Raw genomic sequence first — 17,969 nt, 5'->3', positions numbered from 1 at the left:
CGCATGCGCTTGATGATTTTTGGAGCCGGCTATTCGGGCAAGGCAATCGGCAAGCTTCTCGGCAGCGAGGGCGCCTCGGTCGCCGGGACCACACGGAGTGCAGAGAAGGGCAAGGCGCTTGAGGACATGGGCATCCGGCCCTTTGTCTTCGACGGCACGAGCCTGTCGGAGCCCCTTCTTGCCGAGCTTGCCGAGACCACGCATCTCGTTCAGTCGATCGCGCCGGGCAGTGAGGGCGACCCGCTGATCCGGCTCTGCGGCCAGGCCGGCATCAAGGCCGTCATGCCGAAGCTCGAATGGATCGCCTATCTTTCGACCGTCGGCGTGTATGGCGATCATCACGGTGCCTGGGTCAACGAGGAGACGGAGCTGAAGCCGGTCTCGGTGCGCTCGGTCGAGCGCGTGGAGGCCGAGCAGGCGTGGCAGGTGGTGGCGGCACGGGACAACCTGCCTCTCGCGATCCTGCGGCTCTCCGGCATCTATGGTCCTGGCCGCAACACCTTCATGAACCTGGCCAATGGAACCGCCCGCCGACTGGTGAAAAAGGACCAGGTGTTCAACCGCATCCGCGTCGAGGACATTGCATCGGCGACCGCCTTCCTCGCCGGCCCCAAGACGGGCGGGATCTTCAACGTCACCGACGACATGCCCTCCCCGCCGCAGGACGTGGTAACCGAAGCCGCCCGCCTGATGGAGATGGATGCACCGCCGGAGCAGCCTTTCGAGACGGCGGAGCTGACCCCCATGGCGCGCTCCTTCTATGGCGAAAACAAGCGCGTTTCGAATGCCAAGATCAAGCGTCTCGGCTTCAACTTCCAGTACCCGAATTACATGATGTCGTTGGTCGATCTACTTGCCTCCGACACATGGAACCAACGGGCCTGAAGGGGCGTTTTACGGGGTCCAACTTTGCGCTCTGAGCGCCGCAATGCCTGCGCAGACGAGCGTCTGGCCCTTTCAGCACCACAATTTAGGCAACAAATATGACCTGTGAGCAAAATTTTTCTTTACCGCTTCCGTGAATGCCGCAAACGGTGGAATCGTGAGTTTTTAATTCCATGAAGACTCCTGGAATCAAACGATTTTTCTGACGAATTCACATTTCGTTAAGGTAAAGACTTGCCTTGCGGACATCACGAATGTTTCAGCTTGTAATTTTTCGTGATAGATTTCGGGCACGTTTTTGCCATTTTTCACCCTGCCTAGCCGTCGTCACGCAACAAATTGCTCGTGTCAACGACTAGGGACGTAAATCTTGATCATCAACCACCGCTCTGCTTTCGCCGCCGCAACTATTGCTGCACTCTTTGCTTTCGCGCCTTCGAGTGCAAATGCAAAGTCGTCCTGCGGTGGCGCATCCTGGTATGCGCTGACATCGAAGACGGCTTCCGGCGAGCGCATGAACCCGACGAGACTGACGGCGGCTCACAAGACCCTGCCCTTCGGTACCAAGCTGAAAGTCACCAATGCGCGAAGCGGCAAGAGCGTTGTCGTCCGCATCAACGATCGCGGTCCCTTCATCCGCGGCCGCGTGCTCGACCTCTCCAAGGCTGCGGCCCAGAACATCGGCATGATCCGCTCCGGCCATGCCAAGGTCTGCTACGAGATCATCAGCTAAGACATCCAAGTTCGGGAGCGGCGATTGGTCCGTCGGGTTTTAGGCGCTTGCTCTTGCCCCTGATCGTCGTTACCACGCTCTCTTCTTTCAGAGGAGAATGACCATGCGCCTGGGCGGCCGTCTTGCCGGTGCGATCGAAGTTTTGAGCGACATCGAAACCCGTCGCCGTCCCGTTGCCGATGCCCTCAAGGATTGGGGCCTTTCGCATCGTTTCGCCGGTTCCGGCGATCGGGCGGCCATCGGCAATATCGTCTACGATGCCCTGCGCATGAAGCTCTCCCATGCCTGGCTGATGGATGACGACAGCGCGCACGCGCTTGGCTGGGCCGTTCTCCTGCGGCAATGGGGCATGAGCCTTGAGACCCTGCAGGCGGAACTCGAAGGCGACAATTTTGCGCCCGCTGCCCTCTCCGAAAGCCAGATCCAGGCCTTTACCACCCGCGACCTTTCCGTTGCTCCCCTCAACGTCCAGGGTGACATTCCCGACTGGGTTCAACCGTCGTTCGAAGAAGCCTTCGGCGACGATTGGCTGGCCGAAGCCAAGGCGCTCGCCACCCGCCCGACTCTCGATCTGCGCGTCAACACGCTGAAGGCCAACAGGGACAAGGTGCTGAAGGCGCTCGATCGCTCCGGCGCCAAGGCCTCGCCGATCGCGCGTTTCGGCATGCGCGTTCCGGCTGGCGAAGGCCCGTCCCGCCTGCCGAACGTTACGGCAGAACTCAGCTTCCAGAAGGGCTGGTTCGAGGTTCAGGACGAGGGCTCGCAGATCGTCGCCGATCTCGTGACGCCGCGCGAAGGCGATCAGGTTCTCGATTTCTGCGCCGGCGGTGGCGGCAAGACGCTCGCCATGGCGGCTGCCATGAACAACAAGGGCCAGGTGCATGCCTATGACGCCGACCGCAAGCGGTTGGCGCCGATCATCGAGCGGCTAAAGCGTGCCGGCACCCATAACGTCCAGGTCCATGACAGCACCAAGGGGCTCGCAAACCTTCGAGAGCGTTGCGACCAGGTGCTGGTCGATGCCCCCTGCACCGGCACCGGCACCTGGCGGCGCCGCCCCGATACCAAGTGGCGCCTGACCGACCGGAACCTGCAGGAGCGGATGACGCAGCAGCAGGAGGCACTCACCGAAGCCTCAACCTTCGTCAAACCGAATGGCTCCCTGCTCTATGTCACCTGTTCGGTGCTGCCGGAAGAAAACGACCGTCAGGTCCAGGCCTTCTGCGAGGCCAATCCGAGCTTCGAGATCGTCTCGGTGGTTGAAGACTGGACGCGCCTTTTCGGCGGCTCGGCTCCAGAGCCGCGGTCAACGGATGGCAAGACGGTGACACTCAGCCCCGCCAGCATGGATACGGACGGCTTCTTTTTCTGTCGGATGCGCCGTCGCCCGACGTGATTTGACCCTCGTCAATTTCAGCGAGTACTTCGTATACTCGACTGTTTGACACCAGTTTCTTTTTGCGCGAAGACATGGCCGTCCGATTACATTGAGGCGCCCAGTCGGCGCCGAAGGGAGACACCATGATCCGGAAATCCGTCATCGGCGCGTCCGTCGCGCTGCTCGTCACATCGGCTGCGATCTATGCCGGCCCGGCGATCGCGGCACCTGCGCCCAAGGACGTGCTGACGCACTATGCAGAACTTGCCCATGCCAAGTTCGAGGACTCGCTCTCCACCGCCAAGGCTCTCGATGCGGCCATTGATGCGCTGATCGCAAAGCCCAGCGAAGAGGCGCTGAAGGCTGCCCGCGAAGCCTGGATTGCCGCACGCGTCCCCTACCAGCAGACGGAAGTCTATCGCTTCGGCAACCCGATCGTCGATGATTGGGAAGGCAAGGTGAATGCCTGGCCGCTGGATGAAGGCCTGATCGACTATGTCGATGCCGGTTACGGTACCGAGAGTGACGGCAATGCGCTTTATGTGGCGAATGTGATTGCCAACCCGAAGATCAAGATCAATGGCGAAGAGGTCGATGCCTCCGAGATCACGCCGGAATTCCTCGCCGAGACGCTGCATGAAGCCGGTGAAGTCGAAGCCAATGTCGCGACCGGCTATCACGCCATCGAATTCCTGCTCTGGGGCCAGGATCTGAACGGCACGGGGCCCGGCGCCGGCAACCGCCCCTATACTGACTATGACACGGCCAATTGCACCAATGGCAATTGCGATCGCCGCGCCGCTTATCTCAAGGCCGCCTCGACGCTGCTGCTGCAGGATCTGGAAGAGATGGTCGTGGCCTGGGCGCCGGAGGGCGAAGCGACGAAGGCCGTTCTCGCCGATGAGCAGAAGGGCATTTCCGCGATCCTCACCGGCATGGGCTCGCTCTCCTATGGCGAACTCGCCGGCGAGCGCATGAAGCTCGGCGTGCTGCTGCATGACCCGGAAGAAGAGCATGATTGCTTCTCCGACAACACGCATGCCTCGCATCTGAACGACGCCATCGGCATCTCATCCGCCTATACCGGCGAATACACGCGCGTCGACGGCACGAAGATGACCGGACCGTCGCTTTCCGAACTCGTTGCCGCCAAGGATCAGTCGCTCGATCAGGAAATGAAGGACAAGCTCGACAAGACGCTGGCTGCCATGAACACGATGGCCGAGCGTGCAGAGACCAAGGAAGCCTATGACCAGATGATTGGCGAAGGCAATGCCGAGGGCAATGCCACAGTGCAGGCTGCCATCGACGGCCTTGTTGATCAGACCCAGACCATCCAGCGCGTCATTGCGTCGCTGGAGCTCGGCACGATCGAGCTTGAAGGTTCCGACAGCCTTGATAGTCCTGAGGCCGTCTTCCAGTAAGCAGCAAAGGCGGGCCGCCCCTCCAAGGGAGCGGCCCGATCCCCATCATGAGAACTCGCAAGGCCACCCTCGCCGGCCTCGGCATGCTTTTGACAACGGGCCTGACCATCTCGCCCGTTGCCGCCGGAGAGGCTGTCGGACGAACCGATCTGAAGCCGAAGGACATCTCCCGCGTCATCGCCGTCACGCGTCCGACGGAAGACTTCAGCAAGGCCGAGAATTTTGAACTGATGCAGGGCGGGGCCGGCACCTCCCCGCGCGGCGTGAGCGCCGACTCCTTTTCCGACTTTTCCGCCAACATCACCTTCGCCGAAGAAGAAGAGTTCAAGCTCGGCAACGCTCTGTTCCGCAAGCTCTGGGTCTCCTCCCCCTCCTCGACCCAGGCCTCGGACGGCCTCGGCCCCCTGTTCAATGCGCGGGCCTGCCAGAGCTGCCACCTGAAGGACGGGCGTGGCCACCCGCCGGAGGGCGATCGCGACCATACCTCGATGTTCTTCCGCCTCGCGCGCGCTGCTGCGACGGCCGAGGAGCAGGCCAAGCTCGACCGGCTCGACATCACCTCGCTGCCCGATCCCGTCTATGGTGGCCAGTTGCAGGACCAGGCGGTGCCCGGCATCTCCGCCGAGGGGCGCATGGTCATCACCTATACCGAAGAGCCGGTGACGCTATCAGGCGGCGAGACGGTCATGCTGCGCCTCCCCAGCTATTCCGTCCGTGACCTCAATTACGGTCCGCTTGATCCGACGACGACCCTCTCCCCGCGCATCGCCAATCCGATGATCGGGCTCGGCCTGATCGAAGCGATTCCGGAGGAAGACATCAGGGCACTTGCCGATCCCGATGACCTCGATGGTGACGGCATCTCCGGACGCGCCGCCCGCGCCCGGGATCACCGCACGGGAGAGATCAAGCTCGGCCGCTTCGGCTGGAAGGCGCAGAACGCTTCGGTGCGCGATCAGAGCGCCAGCGCCTTTGCCGGCGATATCGGGATTTCGACACCTGACGATCCCAGGCATTTCGGTGACTGCACCGAGAAGCAGACCGCCTGCTTCGAAGCGGCCACCGGCGTCCAGCCGCGGCTGGGCGATACCGAAGCCCCCGATCCGGTGCTGGATCTCGTGACCTTCTATGCCAAGAACCTGGCCCTGCCGAAGCGGCGCGATGTCGCTGACGCCCAAGTCCTGCGTGGCAAGGAGGTCTTCTACGCCAGCGGCTGCATCGCCTGCCATCGGCCGAAATTCGTGACCAGCCGCAAGGCAGAAAACAAGGCACAGGCCTTTCAGCTGATCTGGCCCTATTCCGATTTTCTGCTGCATGACATGGGCGAAGGTCTCGCCGACGGTCAGGCCGTGGGCGATGCCACCGGGCGGGAGTGGCGCACGCCGCCGCTCTGGGGTATCGGTCTCGCGCAGGTGGTCAGCGGCCACACGTTCTTCTTGCATGACGGCCGGGCGCGAAACCTGACCGAGGCCATTCTCTGGCATGGCGGGGAGGCGGAAGCCGCCCGCAATGCCTTCGCCGCCGCCACCCCCAAGGACCGCAAGGCCCTGATCTCGTTTCTGGAGTCCCTCTGATGCGGTTTTTCACGCGCCTTGTCCTTCTCTCCACGATGTTGCTGCCACTGCCAGCCCTGGCGCAGGAATCGAACTCGACCGTTGGCGTGCTTGACGCCGCCAAGGTGCCAGCCGTGATGGCCCGAGCCGTCGACGGTTTCATCCGTCCCGGCTACCGCCATTTCACCGAAGAGGCTGCGACCATGGAGGAATCCATGGCCATGCTGTGCGAGGCGCATTCGACCGAGAACCTCTTGAATGCGCAGTCGACCTTCGGCGATCTCGTCGAAGCCTGGTCGCGCATCGAGATCGTCCGCGTCGGCCCTGTACTCGACGACAACCGCTTCGAGCGCATCCTGTTCTTCCCTGATCGCAAGGGTACCGGGCTGAAGCAGGTCCAGGCAGCCCTTGCCAAGCCCGATCCAAGCGTCACCTCGGTTGAGACACTGAAGGGTAAGAGCGTCGCCATGCAGGGGCTCGGCGCGCTGGAATTCGTATTGTTCGGCACCGGCTCCGAGGTGCTCACAACTACCGAAGGCAATTACCGCTGCCAGTATGGCACGGCGATTGCGGCCAACCTCACGCGCCTAGGCTCGGAGCTCTCCGCCGCCTGGGATGCGCCGGACGGTGTGGCCGCCGCCTGGAAGGCACCGGGGCCCGACAGTCCGCTCTACCGCGACGAGGCGGAAGTCGCCAAGGAGTTGCTCGGCGTGCTCGTGCATGCGGCCGAGACGATCCGCGACCAGCGCATCGAGCAATTCTACAAGGGCGACCCCAAGAAAGCCTTGCCGCGCCAGGCGATCTACTGGCGTTCTGGCAATACCTTCCGCTCCATCACCGTCAATATCGAGGCTGTGCGCGCGCTGCTCGACACCTCGGGCATGGTCGAGCTTCTGGCCGATGGCAATCGCTCGGTCGTCTCCTCGACGGACTTCGTCGCACGGTCCCTCTCGCGCGTGTCGGCCGACATCAAGCCGGATGTGGCGAAGGTCTTCGAGGATCCGGCGCAGATCGCCAAGCTCGACTTCCTGCTGCTCAACAGTCGCGACCTGATCCTCCGTCTCAACAACGATCTCGGTGGCGGCATCGGGCTTGCCGCCGGCTTCTCGTTCTCCGACGGCGACTGAGATGATATCCACGCCGCTCATCGATCGTCGTGCCTTTCTGCGCTCCGCAGGGCTTGCCTTCGTGACGGGGCTTGGCGCACGGTCGGCCTTTGCGCTTGAGCGCACGGATGCGGTCTATGCCAGCGGCCTGAAGCGCCCCGACGGCAGCTTCGCGATCGGCCTCGTCAGCGAGGCGGGCACACTGATCGACGAGATCGCCCTGCCCGGTCGTATTCACGGCCTTTGCCATAGCGCTGCAAACGGGCTTTCGGTTGCCTTTGCAAGGCGGCCCGGGACCTTCGCCGTCATCTTCGACGCCAAAAAATCCGTGGAGCCCCGCATCATCGCCGCTGCGGAAGGCCGACACTATTTCGGCCACGGCGCCTTTTCGCCCGATGGCCGGCTCTTTTATGCCAGCGAAAACGACTTCGATGCCAATGCCGGCGTGATCGGGATCTATGATTGCCTCTCCGGCTTCGAGCGGGTGGGCGAGGTTCCGGCCCATGGCATCGGCACGCATGACATCACCGTCACGGCGGACGGGCTTCTGGTCATCGCCAATGGCGGGATCGAGACGCATCCGGATTTTGGCCGCACCAAGCGCAATCTCGACCACATGGAGCCCTCGCTGGTTCTGGCCGATGCCACGACCGGGGCGCTGATCGAGAAGCATGTGCTGCCGCCGGATCTCAAGCAGCTTTCCACGCGTCACCTCGATGTAGCACTAGATGGTCGGATCTGGTTTGCCTGCCAGTATGAAGGGCCGCGCACCGACCGGCCGCCGCTGGTCGGGCATTTTGCCAAGGGCGCGCCGATTTCCTTCGTCGATCTGCCCGACGAAACGACCGACCGGCTGGGTAATTATGTCGGTGCCATCGCGGTCAACCAGGCGCAAGGTCTCGTCGGTATCGCGTCACCGAAGAACGGGCTCTGGGCCGTGCTGGACGGCAGGGACGGACGGCTGATTTCCGAAACGGTCCTTACCGATGCAGCGGGCATTGCCCCCTCGCCGACTAGCTTTGCCGTCTCCTCCTATCGCGGCGACTTTCTCGACCGAAAGAACCCAGTCGCGTGGGACCAGCATATCATCCAGCTTTAAAGACTGGCCGAAGTGCAAGGATTGCCCTAGATGCCTGGCATGTCCAAGATCCTGAGCTACATCCTCTTTATCGGTTTCGTCGTTGGCGCGGGGCTACTCGCCGGCCTCACCCATGCGCCCGGCGACTGGTACCAGTCGCTCGAAAAGCCGTTCTTCAACCCGCCCGCCTGGCTTTTCGGCCCGGTCTGGACGACGCTCTACGTGTTGATCGGCGTGGCTGGCGCCCGGATCTGGCAGCGCGCGCCGAAATCGGCGGCCATGCAGCTCTGGTTCGCCCAGATGGCCTTGAACCTGATGTGGTCGCCGGCCTTTTTCGGTCTGCAGAACCCCGAACTGGCGCTTGCCGTCATCGTGGGCATGCTGGTGACGATCATCGCCTTCATGATCAAGGCGAGGCCGATCGACCGAATCTCGACGCTGCTCTTCGTGCCCTATCTCGCCTGGGTCACCTTCGCCGGCATTCTCAATATCAGCCTCGCCTGGTTGAACTGAATTTGCCGGTCGCCGGGTTGCCTGCCCGGAACGACCGTGCCACTTTCGCCGCCGAAGGGGACTAGGCATGGTGGACTACGATCAGGAAGCCGTGGAAACACGGATTCGGCAGAGTTTTGCGCGGCAGGGAGCCATGGAAACGCTTGGGGCTTCACTGTCGAGCGTTAGCCCCGGCGTCGTCGAGATCGAACTCGACTATGACCGCAAGCTGACCCAGCAGCATGGTTTCCTGCATGCCGGCGTGATCTCGGCCGCCCTCGATACCGCCTGCAGCTATGCGGCCTATACGGTGACCACGCCCGAAGTCTCGCTGCTCACCATCGAGTTCAAGGTGAACCTGATGTCGCCGGGGCGCGGCGAGCGCTTCCTGTTTCGCGGCGAAATCACCAAGCCCGGCTCCAACATCATCGTGGCAGACGGACGCGGCTACGCGCTGACAGACGGTCCGGCCAAGCTGATCGCCTCGATGACCAGCACGATGATGGTGATCCGCGGTCGCGAGGGCATTTCCGGATGACCTATGAGATGAAGCCGATCGCCGGCAAAAGCGTGCTTTTCGTGATGGCAGCGGATGCCGAATACGGCGTCTTCCTGCGCACCCGCATCTCGCCGCTGATGACCGGAGTGGGACCTGTCGAGGCTGCCGTTGTCCTGACCAAGGAACTCGCCCGCCTGTCGAGCCACGACGACCTGCCGGATCTCGTGGTCTCGCTGGGTTCGGCCGGATCGGCGACACTAGAACAGGCGGAAATCTATCAGGTCTCGGCCGTCTCCTATCGCGACATGGATGCCTCTGCCTTCGGTTTTGAGAAGGGCAAGACGCCGTTTCTCGATCTCCCCGTTTCCGTCGAGCTACCGTTGCGCATCCCCGGCATTCCAACGGCGACGCTGTCGACCGGGGCGAATGTCGTCTCAGGCGTAGCCTACCAATCAATCGATGCGCAGATGGTCGACATGGAGACCTTCGCGATCCTGCGCGCCTGCCAGAGCTTCAACATTCCGCTGATCGGGCTGCGCGGCATTTCGGATGGCCGTGACGACGTCAACCATATCGACGACTGGACGCAGTATCTGCACGTCATCGACAAGAAGCTGGCGCTGGCGGTCGATGGTCTGCAGACAGCGCTTGAAGACGGCGTCTTCTGGTTTTAAGCCGCACCGCTATACGTTCAGTTCTTTCAGCACTTTCTGGGACAGCCTTTAATGCGGACATTTGTCGCCTCACTGACCAGCATTGCACTCCTGGTATTTGGCGGATGCGCATCGAGGGCTGACAATAGACTGCCGCCCGAGATCCAAGAAATGCTGAAACAGCATGAGAGGTCTCGCGCACAAGACACTCAACGGCTGCCAAGCTCCGGAGAACGCGAAGTTATCGGCCCCGATGGAAAGACCTACTTCGTCAGTCAGACGGCCATGCAAAGCGGCGTTGCGGAGTATGGGCCGAATCTGACAATCGTCATCAACAAGCCGGACGACGCGTCCGAACTGTCGATGGAGGCTAAGGTGGCGTTTATCGACAAGCTCCTTACAGAGGCATGTGCGGAGGTTCAGGGGCGTCCGACAACCGAAAACATCATCACGGACGTCAGTCATAAATCGGGTGTCGACGTCCAGAGATATGAATGGCAAGGCAAACAACGGGTTTCGTGGAAGAAGCTCGTATATTGCCGGCCAACACGGTGATCAGCCCGCCGAAGCAACCTCCCCTCTGCTGAGAGGCTGCACAAAAATTCGAGATTCTCTGGGCGATCTGCCATTGAAACAGGGCGCCTTTTTCTTTAAAGGCTCGCCATGACCCAGACAGCACATCCCGACAGTGTTCTCATCGTCGATTTCGGCAGCCAGGTAACGCAGCTGATCGCACGCCGCGTTCGTGAATCCGGCGTTTATTGCGAAATCGTCCCCTTCCAGTCCGCCGAAGAAGGCTTCCACCGCCTGAAGCCCAAGGCGATCATCCTGTCGGGAAGCCCCGCTTCCACGCTAGATGAGGGAAGCCCCCGCGCGCCGCAGGTGCTGTTTGACAGCGGTCTTCCGATTTTCGGCATCTGCTATGGCCAGCAGACCATGTGCGCCCAGCTCGGCGGCAAGGTCGAAGGTGGTCATCACCGCGAATTCGGCCGCGCCTTCCTCGAGGTCGAACAGGATTGCAGCCTTTTCGAAGGTCTATGGTCGGTCGGCTCGCGCCATCAAGTCTGGATGTCCCATGGCGACCGCGTCACCGCGATCCCGCCGGGCTTCAAGGTGCTCGCCACCTCGTCCAACGCACCGTTCGCCTTCATCGCCGACGAGGCGCGCAAGTATTATGCCGTGCAGTTCCACCCTGAGGTCGTTCACACGCCCGATGGCGCGAAGCTCATCCAGAACTTCGTGCAGAACATCGCCGGCATCAAGGGCGACTGGACCATGCATGCCTATCGCCAGAAGGCGGTCGAGCAGATCCGAGCCCAGGTTGGCGACAAGCGCGTCATCTGCGCGCTCTCGGGCGGCGTGGATAGCTCCGTCGCAGCCCTGCTGATCCACGAGGCCGTCGGCGATCAGGTGACCTGTATCCTCGTCGACCACGGGTTGATGCGCAAGAACGAGGCGGCCGATGTCGTTGCCATGTTCAAGGAACACTACAACCTGCACCTCATCCATGTGGATGCCGTCGACAAGTTCGTCGGCGAACTGGAAGGGGTTTCCGATCCGGAAACCAAGCGCAAGATCATCGGCCGCCTGTTCATCGAGACCTTCGAGGACGAAGCCAAGAAGCTCGGTGGCGCTGACTTCCTCGGCCAGGGCACGCTTTATCCCGACGTCATCGAAAGCGTCTCGTTTACCGGCGGTCCATCGGTGACGATCAAGAGCCACCACAATGTCGGCGGCCTGCCCGATCGCATGAACATGAAGCTCGTCGAACCGCTTCGCGAGCTTTTCAAGGACGAAGTGCGCGTGCTCGGCAAGGAGCTCGGCCTCCCCGATAGCTTTATCGGTCGCCACCCCTTCCCCGGTCCGGGTCTCGCCATCCGCTGCCCAGGCGGCGTGACGCGCGAAAAGCTCGACATCCTGCGCGAAGCCGATGCCATCTATCTCGACGAGATCCGCAAGGCCGGCCTCTACGACGCGATCTGGCAGGCCTTTGCCGTGCTGCTGCCGGTCCAGACCGTCGGTGTCATGGGCGACGGCCGCACCTATGAGTTCGTCTGCGCGCTGCGCGCCGTCACCTCGGTCGACGGCATGACCGCCGACTTCTACCACTACGACATGGAATTCTTGGGACGGGCGGCTACCCGGATCATCAACGAGGTCCGCGGCATCAACCGCGTCGTCTACGACGTGACGTCCAAGCCGCCGGGCACAATCGAGTGGGAATGAGGCAGGCGCCTTAACTCTGACAACGCCAATAGAACGGAGGGCCATCGCCCTCCGTTTTTTTTCTTGGCCCCTTCTCAGAAGCCGAAAGACTGCTGGGCCGGGGTCGTGTCGGGCAATTCGACACCTTCCAGCTCCAGCATACGCTGCTTGGAGTCCGATCCGCCGGGGGCGGAAAAGCCACCGATCTTGCGACCCGCCGCCAGAACCCGGTGGCAGGGAATGATCAGCGGGATCGGGTTCTTGGCCATGGCCTGGCCGATCGTCCAGGCGTCCGCCGGCCCAAGTTCCAGTGCCCCAGCGAGACCGCCATAGGTCGTGGTGCTCCCCCAGCCGAGACGGCGGGTGGCGAGATAGATCTGCCGGAACAGATCCGTCTGGGCAGAGAGGTCGAGAGGCAGGTCGGAGAAGTCGCTGCGTTCACCTTCAAAGTAGCCTCGCACACGATCGATGACTACCGCGATGTCCATGGTCGGAGACGCGCGCTCCGCAGCCGCAAAACGCCGGCGAATAGCGCGCTCTGCCTGCTCCGGCTCGTCACCCGGTAGATGAAAGCCGCAAATGCCCGCATCGGTCCAGGCGATCGCACAGGTGCCGCTCCTTGTTTCGAACACCGCAAAAACGTGGTTGGTCGCCATGATCAAGCATCCTCTCCTGACGGTGCAGGTTGGCCCGATCGGGGCGAACGATCAACCCGTTTCATGTAGGGATGCACAGACACCCAGCGGGTGCACAGCGAGGCCACGCGGTCGGCTTGCCAGCTATGTGATCGTCTTGCTATCCGTCGGTCACGAACAGGAGACCAGCGGCCCATGGCGATCACCATCTACGGCATCAAGAACTGCGACACGATGAAGAAGGCGCGCACCTGGCTCGACGAGCATGGCGTGGCGCATGACTTCCACGACTACAAGGCCAAGGGCATCGATGCGGCAACCCTCGACAGCTGGATCGGCAAGGTTGGCTGGGAAGTATTGCTCAACAAGGCCGGCACGACATTTAAGAAGCTCGACGACGACAAGAAGGAAGGGCTTGATGCCGCCAAGGCCAAGGCGTTGATGCTGAAGCAGCCGTCGATGATCAAACGGCCGGTGCTCGATGTGGACGGAGAACTCACCATCGGGTTCAAGCCGGAGATCTATCAGCAGACCTTCAAGGACTGATGGCATGGCGAAGACCACCCGCGCCACGCAGTTTCTCGACAAGGCCGGTGTGGCCTATACCACCGTGGCCTATGACTACGACCCGAATGCCGAGCGCATCGGGCTGCAGGCGGCGGAAGCGATCGGCGAGCATCCATCGCGGGTGCTGAAAACGCTGATGGCCGAGCTCGATGGCAAGCCGGTCTGCGTGGTCGTGCCCTCCGACAAGGAAGTGTCGATGAAGAAGCTCGCCAGCGCCTTCGGCGGCAAATCGGCGGCGATGATGAAACCGGCCAATGCGGAAAAGCTCACCGGCTTCGTCGTCGGCGGCATCAGCCCCTTCGGCCAGAAGAAGCAGGTGCCGACGGCTATCGAGATATCAGCCATGGACGAGGCGCTCGTCTACATGAATGGCGGGCAGCGCGGATTGCAGGTGCGGCTCTCGCCGCAGGATGCGCTGAAGGCGCTTGGCGCGATCGCGGCGCCGCTAATGGCCTGACCTTTGCCCATGGTCTGGACTTCGCCATCTTTCCCCTTAAGTCTGGCGTGACAATCAACACAGGAATGCCCGATGACCCTCCCCGATTCCTCCGCCTCCATTGATCCCGCCAAACTCGACAAGCTCGCCGATGTGGCGATCAAGGTCGGGCTGCAGCTGCAGAAGGGTCAGGACTTGGTGCTGACCGCGCCGCTCGTCGCCGTGCCGCTGGTGCGGCTGATCACGGCGCATGCCTATAAGGCGGGCGCCTCGACGGTTACGACCTTCTACTCGGACGAGGAGACGACGCTCGCCCGTTATCGTCACGGTCATGACGAAAGCTTCGACCGGGCGCCGAACTGGCTCTTTGATGGCATGGCCAAGGCTTACGAGAACGGCGCCGCGCGCCTTGCGATCGCTGGCGACAATCCGTTGCTGCTGTCGCAGGAAGACCCGACCAAGGTGGGGCGCGCCAACAAGGCGACCTCGATCGCCTACAAGCCGGCACTCGAGCATATCTCCAATTTCGACATCAACTGGAACATCTGCTCCTATCCCAACCCGTCCTGGGCGAAGCTCGTTTTCCCTGACATGCCGATCGAAGAGGCCGTGCGCAAGCTGGCGGATGCCATCTTTGCCGCGTCGCGCGTCGATCGCGATGATCCAATCGCGGCCTGGGCCGAGCACAACGGCGAACTCAAGAAGCGGTCGACCTGGCTGAATGGCGAGCGTTTTGCAGCGTTGCATTTCACCGGCCCCGGCACGGATCTCACTGTCGGTCTTGCGGACGGCCACGAATGGCATGGCGGCGCCTCAACGGCGAAGAACGGCGTGACCTGCAATCCGAACATCCCGACCGAGGAAGTCTTCACAACGCCGCATGCGCTGAAGGTGGAGGGCCATGTCTCCTCGACCAAGCCGCTCAGCCATCAGGGCACCCTGATCGACGACATCCAGGTGCGTTTCGAAGGTGGCCGGATCGTCGAGGCCAAGGCTTCCAAGGGCGAGGCCGTGCTCAACAAGGTGCTCGACACCGACGAGGGTGCGCGGCGCCTCGGCGAAGTGGCGCTCGTGCCGCATTCATCGCCGATCTCGGCCTCGGGCGTCTTGTTCTACAACACGCTGTTCGACGAAAATGCCTCCTGCCACATCGCGCTTGGCCAGTGCTATTCGAAGTGCTTCCTGGACGGCGCCTCGCTCAGCCAAGAGCAGATCAAGGCGCAAGGCGGCAATTCCTCGCTCATCCACATCGACTGGATGATCGGCTCGGACAAGGTGGATATCGACGGCATCCGTGCGGATGGTTCGAAGGTGCCGGTCATGCGTCAGGGCGAATGGGCCTGAGGGCAGTGCATTAAATGTCGAGATCGACCCACAGTGCCGCGTGATCGGAGGCCGCGTCCTGCGGCCTCTTCAGTTCCTCGTATGTGTCCCAGCGCTTCGGCCTCGATCCCGGCCACATGCCGGTGCGGATCACTCCGCCCTTTTCCACCTTGTCGATGAGGTTCGGCGAGAGCAGCAGATAGTCGATCTTGTTGCCCGGATTGCAGAGGCCATAGGTGCCCTTGTAGCCACCATCGTCGAAAGCCGGATGAGTGAAGGCATCGGTCATGCCGCCATGCTTGAGGAGCGGACTCAGGGGATCGCTGTCGGGCGTATCATTGAGGTCGCCGATGACAGCGACATAATCCCAGCCCTCGGCGATGCGCTCCTTAACGATCTCGGCAACGCGCGTCGCCTGGGCCTTGCGGCGCCGGTCGGACTCGGCCTTGCCGCCGAAACCCTTGCTCTTGAAGTGGTTGACCATCACCAGCAACCTGTTGCCGCTTGCGGTCGTCACCTCGAATTCCGGGCAGTCGCGGGAAAAGGTGATGCGGTCGCTGCCATCGGATAGCCGGTCGTCGACATGGCTGCGCATCCGGCCGATCGGAAATTGTGGGCCGGACATCAGGCCGACATCGATGCCGCGCTCGTCATTGCCATCGATCAGCATCACGTGGCGAAACGGTGTGCCTCCGATCGAGGCGAGAACCTCGTCGCTGAAGGCCTTGAGCACGGGGCGGCTTTCCGCTTCGACCACGCCCAGCACGTCCGCCTTCAGGTCGCGGATCACGCTCGCGGTGTTGCGCATGGCGTGTTCGTTGATTGGTTCGTCGCGCAGTTCGAGCGAGCCGACCCAATCGGCGCGACCAGACGCTGTGATCTCGACGCCGCCCGTGCTCGGCCGTTTCAGCAGGCCGCCGCGATTCCGGCGCAAAATGACAAAGGGTCCGGTGTCGCTCTTTTCCATTCCGAGCTCGACAATCAGATCCGCCATCTTCCTGCGGTCAGCAGGCGTATAGCTAACCTCGCCGAGCAAGGCGTTCAAAGCGGCGAATTTCTCGAGGACGGGGCGGCCGTCCTCCCAGGTCTCCAGGTTCATCGCCTTGGCGCGATCAAACAGGTTCTCGACGTTGTAGACTGCAAGGCGCATAACTCCCTCCCAGGCTCTCGATCTGGGACGGAGTCATATCAGACATTTGTGATGCGCGTCTGTCGCGAGATCTCGGAGATTTCCCGCGACAGACGCGCCGCCAAATTCCAATCAGCGATAATAGACGATCTTGCCGCCATTGAAGGCGGTCTCGACCCACAAGACGTTATGCACGGCAATGCCACGGACCTCAAGCGCTGCAGACAGGCTCGGATCTTCCGTCACGGCCGCCTGGGCAAGCCGCATGCTGTTGCCGGTGGGGTAGATGACCTGCATCGGATAGGTATGGCGGTCGACACCGCCGCGATCGACGCGGATCGCATTGACATTGCCATTATACTGCTTGCCGAAGAGGATTTCGCGGGGCGTCCAGCCGCCGGCCTCGACATAGGTTGCGGCACCGGCCGGAAGGGCGGCGAAAGTAGCCGCAGCAAGGGCTGCGGCGACGACGAGTTTCTTCATCATGATCATGCTCCTTTTCGCCGGACGCTTGGGAGCACATCCGGCTTCATCCGGACATGTGGAGATCGGAAGAATGGTTTTCCAGTATAATCACATCAGCTTGATCGGTTGCGCACAACCAATCGCGGTGACGGAGCGTTCGCGTCCGCCGATGCGGGCCGCAGTCTCGCAGCCCGACGAGGAATCATGACTGCAATTAGCCCTGGCGGGCCTTGCGGGCGGCGTAGCGACGGTCGCGCTCGGCCTTGCGGGCGGCTTCGTCTTCGACGACGCGGCTGATGCGCGATGCTTCCGCGTGTTCGCGGGCGTCCTTCTCGGCATTTGCCGCAGCGATCGCGGCTTCTTCGCGTTCGCGGGCTTCCTGTTCGGCGCGGATCTTTTCCTCGGCCTTCAGGCGGTCGCGTTCGGCATGGCGCTTGACGCGCTCTTCGGCACGGGCCGCGCGTTCTGCCATGCGTGCTTCACGCTCAGGATCGGCAGCGGCATGGGCGGCCTTGTAAGCCTGAAGCAGCGCTGCCTTGGCGTCGGTTGCGGTGGTACGGCGCTCGGCGAGGCCATGGTCTCTCGTAAATTTCATTGGGGCTCCGATCTCTTGGAACTGGGGTCAGGTACGGGCGCGCTTGGCGACGAGGGCCGCCGTTGCGCTTTCGCGCGCTTCGCGTTCGCGTGTCAGACGGGCTTCGCGCAGGCGCAGCGTCTTCTCGTCACGGGCAGAGGTAATCGCATCCTGCTCGTCGATCGCGCGACCGCGGGCCAGAAACTGCGACTGCGTCTTCGCAAAGGCGAGTTCGGCGGTCTGGCGCGACTTGGTGAGTTGCTCGGTCATGTCATCTCCTTTCAGGAGGCTTGCCCATGTCGGGCAATAAAAAAAGGCCAGGCAAACCGCCTGACCTTCCGTGGGATCGTGCCTTCGACAGTGCCAGTACATCCGTGGTCAAAGGAAAGCGGATCCCGGATCTATCAGGCTGCCTGCAGGTTGCAGGCCGACATCTTGCCCGACTTGTTGTCGCGCTCCATGTCGTAAGCCAGCTTCTGGCCTTCAACGATTTCGCGCATGCCCGACCGTTCAACGGCAGAGATGTGAACGAAAGCGTCCGGGCCGCCGTTGTCAGGCTGAATGAAGCCGAAGCCCTTGGTGGAATTGAACCATTTTACTGTGCCAGTGGTCATGATGAACCCTTTCATAGCGCATAGAGTGCCCCAGCGCGGATGCGCTGCGGAGGTAACGATTTTTGAAAGAAGGTTCGACAGGGCGCAAATGATGCGCGGTAACCAAAGCTCAGCAAGCAAATATCGATGACCAATAGATAGACGCCTTCCTAATGAATGTCAACCATCGGTTTTCATTCCGGCTCTAATCTCAATCAAAAGTGTAATTTGCGCGATTGCA

Annotated in this window: 21 protein-coding genes; 15 read left to right on the top strand and 6 right to left on the bottom strand. The window is 61.9% G+C overall.

The window, feature by feature from the left end; translation table 11 throughout:
• The first annotated feature begins 3 nt into the window (after positions 1–3).
• From D4A92_RS08325 to guaA, 12 genes are all read left to right on the top strand, one after another.
• Entirely contained in the window at positions 4–885 is an 882-nt protein-coding gene (locus tag D4A92_RS08325) for an SDR family oxidoreductase (RefSeq protein WP_203019233.1), read from the top strand.
• Between the two features lie 370 nt (positions 886–1,255).
• Positions 1,256–1,618, top strand: a complete 363-nt coding sequence (locus D4A92_RS08320) for a septal ring lytic transglycosylase RlpA family protein (protein ID WP_203019231.1) — start codon at positions 1,256–1,258, stop codon at positions 1,616–1,618.
• Between the two features lie 103 nt (positions 1,619–1,721).
• On the top strand, positions 1,722–3,014 hold the full coding sequence (locus D4A92_RS08315; RefSeq protein WP_203019229.1) for an RsmB/NOP family class I SAM-dependent RNA methyltransferase: 1,293 nt from the start codon (positions 1,722–1,724) through the stop codon (positions 3,012–3,014).
• Positions 3,015–3,139: 125 nt separating this feature from the next.
• A complete protein-coding gene (locus D4A92_RS08310) occupies positions 3,140–4,420 on the top strand; it encodes an imelysin family protein (protein WP_203019228.1) in 1,281 nt (426 codons plus the stop codon).
• Positions 4,421–4,467: 47 nt separating this feature from the next.
• Positions 4,468–5,994 carry a di-heme oxidoredictase family protein gene (locus D4A92_RS08305; protein WP_203019227.1) on the top strand — a complete coding sequence of 509 codons (1,527 nt, stop codon included), beginning with the start codon at positions 4,468–4,470 and terminating at the stop codon, positions 5,992–5,994.
• Positions 5,994–7,100, top strand: coding sequence for an imelysin family protein (locus D4A92_RS08300; RefSeq protein ID WP_203019226.1), 1,107 nt, complete (start codon positions 5,994–5,996; stop codon positions 7,098–7,100). The genes D4A92_RS08305 and D4A92_RS08300 overlap by 1 nt, the downstream gene beginning before the upstream one ends.
• A gap of 1 nt (position 7,101) precedes the next feature.
• Positions 7,102–8,178 carry a DUF1513 domain-containing protein gene (locus D4A92_RS08295; RefSeq protein WP_203019225.1) on the top strand — a complete coding sequence of 359 codons (1,077 nt, stop codon included), beginning with the start codon at positions 7,102–7,104 and terminating at the stop codon, positions 8,176–8,178.
• Positions 8,179–8,217: 39 nt separating this feature from the next.
• On the top strand, positions 8,218–8,670 hold the full coding sequence (locus D4A92_RS08290; protein ID WP_425958963.1) for a TspO/MBR family protein: 453 nt from the start codon (positions 8,218–8,220) through the stop codon (positions 8,668–8,670).
• Positions 8,671–8,737: 67 nt separating this feature from the next.
• Positions 8,738–9,187, top strand: coding sequence for a PaaI family thioesterase (locus D4A92_RS08285; protein WP_203019223.1), 450 nt, complete (start codon positions 8,738–8,740; stop codon positions 9,185–9,187).
• A complete protein-coding gene (locus tag D4A92_RS08280; protein ID WP_203019222.1) occupies positions 9,184–9,822 on the top strand; it encodes a 5'-methylthioadenosine/S-adenosylhomocysteine nucleosidase in 639 nt (212 codons plus the stop codon). Before D4A92_RS08285 ends, D4A92_RS08280 begins: the two co-directional genes overlap by 4 nt.
• A gap of 51 nt (positions 9,823–9,873) precedes the next feature.
• Entirely contained in the window at positions 9,874–10,356 is a 483-nt protein-coding gene (locus D4A92_RS08275) for a hypothetical protein (RefSeq protein WP_006725032.1), read from the top strand.
• Between the two features lie 108 nt (positions 10,357–10,464).
• Positions 10,465–12,027 carry a glutamine-hydrolyzing GMP synthase gene (gene guaA, locus D4A92_RS08270; protein WP_203019220.1) on the top strand — a complete coding sequence of 521 codons (1,563 nt, stop codon included), beginning with the start codon at positions 10,465–10,467 and terminating at the stop codon, positions 12,025–12,027.
• 74 nt (positions 12,028–12,101) lie between these two features.
• Here the strand turns inward: guaA and D4A92_RS08265 are convergent, their stop codons facing one another.
• On the bottom strand, positions 12,102–12,665 hold the full coding sequence (locus tag D4A92_RS08265; RefSeq protein ID WP_203019877.1) for a methylated-DNA--[protein]-cysteine S-methyltransferase: 564 nt from the start codon (positions 12,663–12,665) through the stop codon (positions 12,102–12,104).
• A gap of 171 nt (positions 12,666–12,836) precedes the next feature.
• Between D4A92_RS08265 and D4A92_RS08260 the strand changes: the two genes are divergently transcribed.
• The 3 genes from D4A92_RS08260 (at position 12,837) to D4A92_RS08250 (ending at position 14,988) form a co-directional block, all read left to right on the top strand.
• On the top strand, positions 12,837–13,187 hold the full coding sequence (locus tag D4A92_RS08260) for an ArsC family reductase (protein ID WP_203019218.1): 351 nt from the start codon (positions 12,837–12,839) through the stop codon (positions 13,185–13,187).
• Positions 13,188–13,191: 4 nt separating this feature from the next.
• The gene (ybaK, locus tag D4A92_RS08255) at positions 13,192–13,665 is read left to right on the top strand and encodes a Cys-tRNA(Pro) deacylase (protein WP_203019216.1); all 474 of its coding nucleotides are present in this window, start codon (positions 13,192–13,194) and stop codon (positions 13,663–13,665) included.
• A 72-nt stretch (positions 13,666–13,737) separates the two neighbouring features.
• A complete protein-coding gene (locus D4A92_RS08250; protein ID WP_203019215.1) occupies positions 13,738–14,988 on the top strand; it encodes an aminopeptidase in 1,251 nt (416 codons plus the stop codon).
• 10 nt (positions 14,989–14,998) lie between these two features.
• Here the strand turns inward: D4A92_RS08250 and D4A92_RS08245 are convergent, their stop codons facing one another.
• From D4A92_RS08245 to D4A92_RS08225, 5 genes are all read right to left on the bottom strand, one after another.
• A complete protein-coding gene (locus tag D4A92_RS08245; RefSeq protein WP_203019214.1) occupies positions 14,999–16,117 on the bottom strand; it encodes an endonuclease/exonuclease/phosphatase family protein in 1,119 nt (372 codons plus the stop codon).
• Positions 16,118–16,228: 111 nt separating this feature from the next.
• The gene (locus D4A92_RS08240; RefSeq protein ID WP_203019213.1) at positions 16,229–16,582 is read right to left on the bottom strand and encodes a hypothetical protein; all 354 of its coding nucleotides are present in this window, start codon (positions 16,580–16,582) and stop codon (positions 16,229–16,231) included.
• 193 nt (positions 16,583–16,775) lie between these two features.
• Positions 16,776–17,156, bottom strand: coding sequence for a DUF6481 family protein (locus tag D4A92_RS08235; RefSeq protein ID WP_153763478.1), 381 nt, complete (start codon positions 17,154–17,156; stop codon positions 16,776–16,778).
• Between the two features lie 27 nt (positions 17,157–17,183).
• Positions 17,184–17,405: a hypothetical protein gene (locus D4A92_RS08230; protein WP_054151255.1), complete on the bottom strand. Its 222-nt coding sequence runs from the start codon at positions 17,403–17,405 to the stop codon at positions 17,184–17,186.
• Between the two features lie 134 nt (positions 17,406–17,539).
• Positions 17,540–17,749 carry a cold-shock protein gene (locus D4A92_RS08225; protein ID WP_006725042.1) on the bottom strand — a complete coding sequence of 70 codons (210 nt, stop codon included), beginning with the start codon at positions 17,747–17,749 and terminating at the stop codon, positions 17,540–17,542.
• Between the last annotated feature and the right edge of the window lie 220 nt (positions 17,750–17,969).

Origin of the sequence: Rhizobium rosettiformans, assembly GCF_016806065.1 — a bacterium.
Lineage (GTDB): Bacteria > Pseudomonadota > Alphaproteobacteria > Rhizobiales > Rhizobiaceae > Allorhizobium.
This window is presented reverse-complemented; position numbering and strand designations above follow the sequence as displayed.